Origin of the sequence: Moraxella boevrei DSM 14165 (assembly GCF_000379845.1) — a bacterium.
Lineage (GTDB): Bacteria > Pseudomonadota > Gammaproteobacteria > Pseudomonadales > Moraxellaceae > Faucicola > Faucicola boevrei.
This window is the reverse complement of the sequence record NZ_KB903771.1, coordinates 173024-183531: the sequence shown is the minus strand read 5'-3', so window position 1 is coordinate 183531 and position 10508 is coordinate 173024. Positions and strand designations below refer to the sequence as shown.

At 41.2% G+C, this 10508-nt stretch carries 7 protein-coding genes and 1 other RNA gene; 4 read left to right on the top strand and 4 right to left on the bottom strand.

Annotation, left to right across the window (positions count from 1 at the left end):
- Positions 1-2725, top strand: a 2725-nt coding sequence (locus tag A3G3_RS12985; protein ID WP_019518891.1) for a host specificity protein J, incomplete at its 5' end; no start/stop codon positions are given.
- Positions 2726-3145: 420 nt separating this feature from the next.
- Here the strand turns inward: A3G3_RS12985 and ssrA are convergent.
- Together ssrA and A3G3_RS0102075 are read right to left on the bottom strand one after the other, a co-directional pair.
- Positions 3146-3504: a transfer-messenger RNA gene (gene ssrA, locus A3G3_RS14190) on the bottom strand.
- Positions 3505-3586: 82 nt separating this feature from the next.
- A complete protein-coding gene (locus A3G3_RS0102075; RefSeq protein WP_019518890.1) occupies positions 3587-4243 on the bottom strand; it encodes a TetR family transcriptional regulator in 657 nt (218 codons plus the stop codon).
- Between the two features lie 307 nt (positions 4244-4550).
- Between A3G3_RS0102075 and A3G3_RS0102070 the strand changes: the two genes are divergently transcribed.
- The 3 genes from A3G3_RS0102070 (at position 4551) to msrAB (ending at position 7627) form a co-directional block, all read left to right on the top strand.
- Positions 4551-4799, top strand: a complete 249-nt coding sequence (locus A3G3_RS0102070) for a hypothetical protein (RefSeq protein ID WP_019518889.1) — start codon at positions 4551-4553, stop codon at positions 4797-4799.
- A 10-nt stretch (positions 4800-4809) separates the two neighbouring features.
- Positions 4810-5589, top strand: coding sequence for a hypothetical protein (locus A3G3_RS0102065; RefSeq protein WP_026212791.1), 780 nt, complete (start codon positions 4810-4812; stop codon positions 5587-5589).
- A gap of 379 nt (positions 5590-5968) precedes the next feature.
- The gene (gene msrAB / locus A3G3_RS0102060) at positions 5969-7627 is read left to right on the top strand and encodes a bifunctional peptide-methionine (S)-S-oxide reductase MsrA/peptide-methionine (R)-S-oxide reductase MsrB (RefSeq protein ID WP_407635253.1); all 1659 of its coding nucleotides are present in this window, start codon (positions 5969-5971) and stop codon (positions 7625-7627) included.
- A gap of 60 nt (positions 7628-7687) precedes the next feature.
- On the opposite strand, the gene rsmD is transcribed toward msrAB, so the two are convergent.
- Both rsmD and mrdA read right to left on the bottom strand, forming a co-directional pair.
- The gene (gene rsmD, locus A3G3_RS0102055; RefSeq protein ID WP_019518886.1) at positions 7688-8299 is read right to left on the bottom strand and encodes a 16S rRNA (guanine(966)-N(2))-methyltransferase RsmD; all 612 of its coding nucleotides are present in this window, start codon (positions 8297-8299) and stop codon (positions 7688-7690) included.
- A 5-nt stretch (positions 8300-8304) separates the two neighbouring features.
- Positions 8305-10305 carry a penicillin-binding protein 2 gene (mrdA, locus tag A3G3_RS0102050; RefSeq protein ID WP_040631144.1) on the bottom strand — a complete coding sequence of 667 codons (2001 nt, stop codon included), beginning with the start codon at positions 10303-10305 and terminating at the stop codon, positions 8305-8307.
- Positions 10306-10508: the final 203 nt, after the last annotated feature.

Below are 10508 nucleotides of genomic sequence, written 5' to 3'. Positions count from 1 at the left end.
CATTGGCGTAGAACTTCGCCACGACCGCCCATACACAAAGGCGATTAACAACAAAGAACTCTCAGCGGTGCGTGTACGGCTAAATCTTAACGCCTTGCGAGAACAAAAAGACAACGGCGATATTGTGGGTTATGCGATTGAATACGCCATTGATTTGCAAACCGACATAGGGGCATTTGTGGAAGTGTTACGCCAAACTATTCGTGGCAAGGCAAGCTCTGGCTTTAAAAAATCGCATCGCATTGATTTACCCCCTGCTAAAAAGGGTTGGACAATTCGCATTCGCCGTATCACGCCAAACCGTGATAGCGATTTGGTCGCTGATAGCATGACAGTGGACGCACTCACTGAAATCATCGATGCCAAATTAGCCTATCCTTGTACCGCTCTTTTGGGCTTATCTTATGATGCCAAAACGTTTAACAATATCGCAAAATTGGCGGTGCGTTTAAAAGGCAAAATCATTCAAGTACCCACCAATTACAACCCTGATACTCGCCAATACACAGGACTGTGGGACGGTACGTTTAAAATGGCGTATTCTAATAATCCTGCATGGGTGTTTTATGACCTTTGTACCCATAAACGCTATGGTTTGGGCGAACGCTTAAATGGCATGGTGGACAAATGGCGATTATACCAAATCGGACAATATTGTGATGAACTGGTAGATGACGGCAAAGGTGGCAAAGAGCCACGTTTTACCGTGAATGTGTATATCCAACAAGCCGATGATGCGTACAAAGTGTTGCAAAACTTGGCTTCTGTGTTTCGTGGAATGAGCTTTTGGGACGGTCAAAACATTGTGGTGGATAGCGACACACGCAAAGACCCAGTTTATACCTTTTCACCTGGCAATGTGGTCGGTGGCGAGTTTAGTTACACAGGCACACGGGCAAGGGATAGACACACCGCCGTTAAAGTGGCATGGGATAACCCAGACAATGATTTTAAAACCGAATATGAAGCCGTGCAAGATGAAGAAGGCATTGCCACGCAAGGCTTGCGTATGCTTGATATGAATGCCTTTGGTTGTACCAGTCGTGGGCAAGCCATGCGTGCAGGATTGTGGGCGTTAAAAAGTGAGCAATTAGAAACACGCTCCGTCACCTTTAAAACAGGGCTTCAAGGCTTTATTCCACAAGTTGGGCAAGTCATTAATATTGCCGATAATGTGTTTGCAGGGCGTGCAATCAGCGGTCGGATTGTCAGTGTAAACGGCAAACAAATCACCCTTGACCGTGTGGCAGGGAAAGTGGGCGATATTCTGACAATCGCCACGGCAGACGGTGTTTTATCGACAAAAATTACCGCCATAAATGATAAAATTGTAACCGTTAATCAAGCGTTAAACGTGGCAAATGAAAGTATTTGGGCGATTGTGGCGGACGATTTAAAGTTAATGCAATTTCGTGTTTTAACCATTGAACAACATGATGATGCCACGTTTAGCATTCACGCCCTGCAGTACGAACCACAAAAATTTGATGCGGTGGACAATGGCGTACACATCACGCCACAGCCTTACAGCGTGTTAAAAGCCACGCCAATCACCGCCCCCAATAGCGTAACTTTGACAAGCTCCAATCGTACCGTACAAGGGCAAGTCGTAACCACCTTAACAATTAACTGGGAGCAAGTACAAGGGGCAACTGCCTATATCGTTAAATGGCGAAAAGATGACGGCAACTGGCAAACCTTGCCAAAAATAAGCGGTCAATCGGTGGATATTGACGGCGTGTATCAAGGGCAATATTTAGCCCAAGTACAAGCCGTTGATAGTTTTGATAACGAAAGTTTACCAACCACAAGCGAACTTACCACCATTCACGGCAAAACTGGCAAACCGCCACGCCTTGCTAAATTTGTGGTTAAGGGTATTTTGTTTGGTATGCAAATGGATTGGATATTTGCCAAAGGTAGTGATGACACCAATTTTACCGAAATTCAGGTTAGCCCAGACGGACGTAGCAATATTGCCAGTTTAGGCACGTTTAGCTATCCGACCAATAGCCATACAATCAACGGTTTACAAGGCAATCTAACCCAGTTTTACCGTGGGCGGATTGTGGATAAACTGGGTAATACAAGTGACTGGACAGATTGGGTAAAAGGCGTAACCGACAGCCGTGCGGATAAAGTGCTTGATTTGTTAAACGGTCAAATTACCCAATCGCAACTACATCAAGATTTGGCAACGCCGATTGGCAAAATCCCAACGCTACAAAGTGAATTAAACACGGCTCAAAATACGTTGCAAACGGCGGTTAATAACATTGGAGCAGAGCGTAACCGTATTAACACCGCAATCCGTGATATTATCGCCTTGCAAAATGCCAACAATACCAAAACGCAGGAAATTGCTAATTTGACAAATACGGTGAACGGTCATACTTCGCAAGTACGAGATTTGGCGGTTACCACTGGGGATTTGACCCAAAAATACAGCCAGTTAAAGACGGCAAGCGACACCGCCAACAGCGAGATTACCGCCATTAAACAGACCCAAAGCGGACAGGCTACCAGTATTGAACGGTTGGGGGCGAAGTTTGATAATTTAGTGGTGGGCGGTCGTAACTATTTAAAAAACAGTAGTTTTTCCCAAAATTTACAAAACTGGGAAAATTGGGGCGGTAGCAATGTCGTACGAAGTGTGAATAATCAAACACTTAGACTTGTCGCTGATAACACAGAGCGATGGCGTGGTACAACACGTCAATCTTGATAAAAATACAGCTTATGTCTTGTCATTTGATGCGAAAGCTAACGCTGGCACTATGATAATGCTTGGCTACCATTTCAGAAATGGGAATGCAGTACTTCATCAGAGATGGCACAATATCGCCATCACTAACACATTTGTTCGTTATAGTGTACAAATAAGCACAATAGATGATGATAGATTGACTGGCATCTACCTGATGATTGGCGATCTGTAAGTGGCATTTTTTAAATTCTGTGTGTGTTTCGGTGTGTGCTGTGTGTGTAATTTTATCTTGATAGCAGTTGATAGTCAATGATAATTGATGATAGATAATGAAAATTAACGACAAGTAAGACAAAGAAAAACCCCTTACAAATCAAGGCTTGTAAGGGGTTTTTTGATAGTTAATGATAAATAGTGATGAATGATGATAATTAAACATGGTGGAGATGGCGGGAGTTGAACCCGCGTCCGCTAGCACTACGCCCATGACTCTACATGCTTAGAGTCTGTCTATGGCTTTAACCTTTGGCGAACCGACAGTCAGGATGCCAACGGCGAGCCTCTAAAATTTCGCTCTGACTTACGAGACAAAAGCCAAAACTATCCTTTGTGCGTTCGCATCGGGGAGAGCAACCAGACCAAAGGCAATCTGTGCCGTCCCAAGTAGCCCTTAGGCTGCTAGTGCGTAAGTTTCGTCGTTTGCGACTAGTTTAAAATGTACGTTTATTTACAAGAGACATACGCTCTTGACATGCATCATTGAGTTTCATTACCAGCGTCGAAGCCAGAACATCCCCAAATAGGTAATCATTATATAAAGTTTTTGGTTAAAATTTCAAGCCTTTTTATGATTTTTAACAAAACCATTACAATTAAGCATTAGCGATTTTCTTTCCAGTTACTCACACCATAAAACAATACCTTGGCTTGTTCGGTAGCACGTTGTAAATATGCTGATTTTTCAGCGGTTTGCTCGTTGCCAAATTTTAGCCAATTGTAAACCCACGAAAAAAATAAATTCACACCCATATCAGCGATTAACAAACGAATTTCTTGTGATAAATTTTTAAAGGCAGGTTGCACACCCAAATCATCACTTAAACTTTCCACAAATATGCGAATTTGTTGTTCCAATGCTTGCTGTACCACAGGGTTACCACCATAACGCTCGGACACGATAAAATGCCAATATAACGGCGATTTATCCACACTTTCAAAAAATAATTTGACACTTGTGCTAATTTGATTGTCGTGGGTGCGAGTTTTGCCCAGTTGCAAATGTTCACGCAATGCCAATAATGCCGAACCAAGCTCTTCATTGACAAGGCTTGCACCGAGTTCGTCCATGTCGCTAAAATGCCGATAAAAGGCGGTTGGCACAACCCCAACTTGACGAGAAACATGGCGTAATGATAACGAAGAAAACGCATGACCTGCAAACGATAAGTCCAACACTGCTTGGAAAAAGCCTTGGCGGGTTTGGCGTTTTTTTTGGGTGCGTGGGGTTCGGTTTTTTTTGGGTGTGGTTGGTATCATCGCTAAAATCTTGATTAAAAACAGCTATTCTAAAAGGATTAGCGATAAATTACAATCCAAAAATTGACAAACTTTTAACAAATTTTTGATAAATTTAGCAATAAAAGAACAAAAGGGGGATTTTGGTTTAGTTCACGTAACTAAAATTGGATCAGCGTTTAATTTAGCTGATAAATGGTCTTGAAAATATTTTTATTATTGTTATAATTATGTAACATTCAACTGCTATACTGTAAAAACAAAAATAACTTTTGTAATTTTTCCTATTATTTGTACCTTTTAAGTGAAACGCTAAGGTAAGCCAGTGATGAACCAACCAACGATACCTCCGCATGACAAGGCAAACAACCTAGGCATAACGGAAGACTTCCGCTATAAACCAACGATTACCATGCACAGTTTAATGTGGGTACTGGTGATTATGTGCTTGTTTGGCTTGTTATTTGTGGCAGTATTTAGCTTGTTTAAAAATCCGCAGTGGTTAAGCCAAAATATCGGCGTTGCTCAGTCTTTATGTGGCACACATTCGCCATTTTTGTGGTGTTTGCGTGGCTAAATCGGCAAATATGGTAGAAAAACCTTATCCATTTTGGAAAAATTTACGTATTTTAATTTTGTTACTGATTTTGTTGGTGGTGGCGGTAAATGCGTGGTTTGACCAAAATCAAGATTGGGACAAAACCATTCGGGTGCTGTTACATCCTGTCAATGCCGACAACGACCCAAAAACCCAAGCCTATATTGACCAGTTAACCAGCCAAGATTTTCGCCCTTCGCAAGATTATTTGCAACAAAATATTGCCAAATATTATCAACAACCCACGTCAGTTTATATTGAGTATGGGCGGACTTTTGCCGAAAAACCGCCTGCCATTCCGTCCAATCCGAGCGTGATTGATGTAATGTTGTGGAGTTTAAAATTTCGCTATTACGCTTGGCAACACGAATCCGCTGATGACAAAAGCCCGACTGCCACGCTGTATCTTAATTATTATAATCCTGATAAATACAATTCGTTAAAACATTCCACTGCCTTGGAAAAAGGGCGGATTGGCGTGGTAAATCTGTTCGCTAGTCAAAAACAACACGGTGCAAACCAAGTGGTTATGGTGCATGAGCTGTTACATACTTTTGGCGCGACGGATAAATACGACTTGACAACAGGGCAACCAATAGACCCGATTGGCTTGGCAGAACCCAATAAAAGCCCAAAATATCCGCAACAGTATGCTGAACTTATGGGCGGTTATATTCCGACTACGCCAAATAAAAGCCACACGCCAAATGATTTATCCGAAACGGTGATTAATGAATTAACCGCGAGAGAAGTGGGTTGGTTAAAATAACTTTGCATTACTCAATAAAAGCACTTTTCATGTTTTTTCATGCGTGCGGTGAGCTTATCAATTTCAATAAGTTTTTTAAATTTTGAGGGTACTTTTGTGCAATGAAAATTAGAGATTGTCGAATCGTATATTGTGTAATTTAATAAAGACTCTTTTTTTTTATCCTATTTGTAATAAATCAGCACTCACTCACGATTAATAATATCCTTAATTTAATAAACCAATCCAAATTAAAAATGACCACAAAATCCCCCAATTAATCATCTTTACAAAATAAAAATATTATTTTAAAATCATGAGTTAATGGCGGGTTAAGCAGTTAATTGGTCTAAAAACCATAGTAAATTTCTACCATTGTAGATATATCCCAAAAGGTGAAATTGTGAAACTTAAATTTTTAAAAAATGTTGGTATTATGGGAATCAGCACCGTGCTTAGTATGGTGGCTTTATTGGCTTGTGGCAACCCTATTTCCAATCAAAACTCGGTTAGCGATAAACAAACGATGTTACCTAACGATACCTTGAAACAACTTAACAACTTAGAACAGATAACAGCCAAGCTTGGCTCAACGGGTAAGGCAGTCATTGACCCCAATAAGCCTACTTTGGTCAAATTTTGGGCAAGTTGGTGTCCTTTGTGCTTATCCACCCTGCAAGAAACACACGAATGGGCGAATGATTCTGCTTTTGAGCATTTTAACATCGTAACCATTGCCAGCCCAACACAACTCAACGAAAAGTCGGTCAATGATTTTAAACATTGGTATAGCGTTGTGCAAAAAGATTATCCTAAACTGCCTGTACTCATTGACCCTAGTGGCACATTTATTCGCAGATTGGGCATACAAGTATATCCAAGTTGGGCAGTATTAGACAGTAAGGGAGAGTTGCTATATTTAAACAAGGGTAATTTAACCAGTGAACAAGCCCATTATTTGGCGAGCCACCCAGATGAGCTGAGCCAATTAAAAGCGGTTAATACAAAAACCAACCCAATAAATATTCACAAAGAAAAATCCAGTGAAAAAAACGGTATTTATTATCAAGCCAATGGTAAACCGATTAACACCCAAACTATTTATTTGGCAGGCGGCTGTTTTTGGGGGCTAGAAGCCTACTTTGAACGTGTTGATGGCGTGGTAGATGCCGTTTCAGGCTACGCCAATGGAAAAACTAACAATCCCACCTATCAGCAGGTAATTGCTGGCTCAGGTCATGCTGAGACGGTAAAGGTAACTTTTGATAGAGATAAAGTGGATTTAGATACGATTTTACAGTATTATTTTCGGGTCATTGACCCAACGAGCCTTAACAAACAAGGCAATGACAAAGGCATACAATACCGTACAGGCATCTACTATACCAACCCAAATGACAAACCAATCATTGCCAAAGCGTTAAATGATTTGCAAAAAAACTTTAAAGCACCTTTACAAGTTGAAAATTTACCACTGAATAATTTTAGTGAAGCGGAAAGTTATCATCAAGATTACTTAACCAAAAATCCCAATGGCTACTGCCATATTGACATCAGTCTTGCCGATGATAAAATCGTTAAACTTGCACCTGCTAACACCATTGACGAAGCACTAAATCCCAAGCGTTATGCCAATTATGATAAAAACCTGTCTCATCTAAACCAAAAACAACGCCATATCACCCAAGAAGCAGGTACCGAAAGAGCTTTCAGCCATGCGTATGACCATCTGTTTGACAAAGGCATTTATGTGGATATTGTCAGCGGTGAACCCTTGTTTTTATCCAATGATAAATATGATTCTGGTTGCGGTTGGCCAAGTTTTGTCAAACCGATTAATGATGCCGTGATTACCACCCACGATGACAACAGCTACAATATGCACCGTACTGAAGTACGCTCTCGGGTGGCAAATTCGCATTTAGGTCATGTATTTACTGATGGACCAAAGGAGCGTGGTGGGCTACGCTATTGCATCAATGGTGATGCCTTATCATTCGTGCCATTGGATAAAATGGCAAGTCAAGGTTATCAGGCATTGATACCGCTTGTTAAATAGTTTTTGGTACAATATGTCAGTTTAATTGAGTGAAATTATGAATGCAGGTGATTACATTGTTTAAATAGTCTGGTAAATCCCTGCAAAAATTTGACCCATTTTTTTATATTTGATTGCCACTAATTTTGGATAATATGCACCTAAAATTTCATCATGCGGTTGATTGGCTTCAATATAAATTAAGCTATTATTGTTAATTAGTTGGTTGTCAATTAATAATTTTAACAAGGTTTGCCAAAGATTTAACGCATAGGGTGGGTCAAGAAATACCACGTCAAACCCTGTTTTTCCAAAGCTTGGTAGCACCGTTTCGGCGTTGGCTTGGTGAATGTTGAGTTTTTTGGGGTCAATTTGTAGGGTTTGACGGCTGTTGTGTAGTTGCCAAAATTGATTGCGGTTCGGCTCAATCATTTCAACGAGCGATGCTCCACGTGATAAACTTTCAAAACCAAACACGCCACTGCCTGCACAGCAGTCCAATACACGAGCGTTGACAAGCTCGTCTGCGAGCCAGTTAAACACGGTTTCACGCACACGGTCAGGGGTGGGGCGAAGTCCGTCAGCGTCAATAAAGCTGATGTTACGTCTGCGGTATTCGCCTGCGATGATGCGGACTTGGCTCAATTTTTCTGTATTTGGTTTTTGCGAGCTTGTTTTTTGTTTTTTTTTCATAAAGTTTAACGATTAGGTTTATTTGTCATGGTATTGGTACTGGCAACGCTTGCAACAGGTTGTGATGGGGGTTTTGCTTGTAATTTTTGTTGCTCCGCCAATTTTTCGGCTTCTAATTTGGCTTTTTGTTTTTCAATATACATTTTTTCCAGTTCTTCAGAGGTTGGCGGTAAAATCGGATTTTTATCCCGCTGTAAAATCCAATAATCAATCACTTTACGAGCGAGTGGGGCGACAATACTACCGCCACGACCGTTTTCCACAATCAACGCCACCGCAATTTGTGGGTTGTCTGCAGGGGCAAAGGCGATAAACCACCCGTGGTCACGATGCCGTTCGCTTAATGCCGCTTCGTTGTAGCGTTTACCTTGAGCGATAGATTTGACTTGTGCGGTACCTGTTTTGCCCGCCAGACGGTATTGTGACGTATAGACTTTTTTTGCCGTACCACTTTTCACGGTATCTTCCATGGCGTTTTGCATTCGTATCCAGTCTTGCTCTTTGCCGTTAAATGGGATTTTGCCGTCAGGTTTATTGGCAATTTGCACATCAACCGCCCCTGTGGATTTTTGCAAAATATGGGGGGTGATGTGTTGCCCTGTGGCGGCGAGCATGGCGGTAGCATTGGCGACTTGTAACGGTGTTGCCAAAAAGTAACCCTGTCCGATACTTGCCGAAATGGTTTCCCCTGGTAGCCACGGTTTTTTGTAAGTTTTCATTTTCCATTCGGTGGACGGATAGACACCCGTTTTTTCCCCTGGCAAATCAATCCCTGTTTTTTTGCCAAAATTAAAGCGTGTCATCCAGTCGTGTAAACGGTCAATCCCCATTTGATACGATGTTTTATAATAATAAGTATCGACCGATTGGGTAATGGATTTGTGCAAATTTACCGTGCCATGACCTGATTTTTTCCAGTCACGGAATTTATGTTTATCCCCCGGAATGCTAAAATAACCTGGGTCAAAAATCGTGCTCTCCCACGTCATAACCCCTGCATCAATCAGCCCAAGCCCTGCAAATGGCTTAATCGTGGATGCGGGCGGATATTGTCCTTGTAAAGCACGGTTATACAGTGGCATATCGGGGTCTTCTCGCAATGCGTTGTAATCTTTACTACTAATCCCCGAAATAAACGGATTGGGGTCAAAACTTGGATTGCTGACAAATGCCAACACTTCACCTGTGTTTGGGTCAATCGCTACCAACGCCGCACGTTTGCCCGCTAACGCTTCATGAGCAACTTTTTGTAGTCCATAATCCAAACTTAAATACAAATCATTACCAGGAATAGGTGGTTTGGTGTCAAGTTTGCGAATAACATCACCATAAGCATTGGTTTCAATAGATTGGTAACCTGGTTTGCCGAGTAGCAAGGTTTCGTACTGTTTTTCAATGCCCAATTTGCCAATCAAATCCGTCCCTGCGTACAATTTTTTGTCCAGCTTCTCACTTTCTTTGTCGTTAATTCGTCCCACATAGCCGATAACGTGGGCGAACAGTTCTGCGTGTGGATAACTGCGAGTAAGTTTGCTTTGTACGCTCACGCCTTTTAAAAACGGTTTGCGTTCGCTAAATTGGGCAACTTGTTGCTCGGTTAAGCCAATCTTAATGGTGACGGGTTCATTTTTACTTTTCTTTAACGCTTTTAAGCCTTCATCAATTTCTTCAGGGGTTAATTGAAAAATCGGGGTTAACAGTTCTAAGGTTTTTTCAGGGTTTTCAATTTCATCAGGGCTAACCACAGCAGTAAAAACAGGGTGATTGTCCGCTAACAGATTGCCGTTGCGGTCATAAATATAGCCACGGCTCGGTGGGGCAGAGATGAGTTTAATGCGGTTATTATCTGACTGGGTGGCGTATTTTTCGTGGCTATAAATTTGTAAATAAGCGTAACGAGCGACCAATGCCAACAGCCCAAAAAATACAAAAAACACCGCAAAAATCACACGGCGTTTAAAAATTAAATTGTCTTTTTGGCTATCGTTGGCAATGGGGGATTTCATAAATTTTAAATCAAAACAGTCAATTAACAGTGGGAAAATGCTAAAATGCAAAAATACTAACTAAGATGGCAATTTGATTTATTTTAACATATTTTTTTTGATAAAAAAATTTCAATTTTGGCGTAAATTTGGTAGGATAGCACTTTTTAAGCGGTTGCTAAAACTTTGGGTAACATTTTGCTGATTATCCGCTTTATTAATCG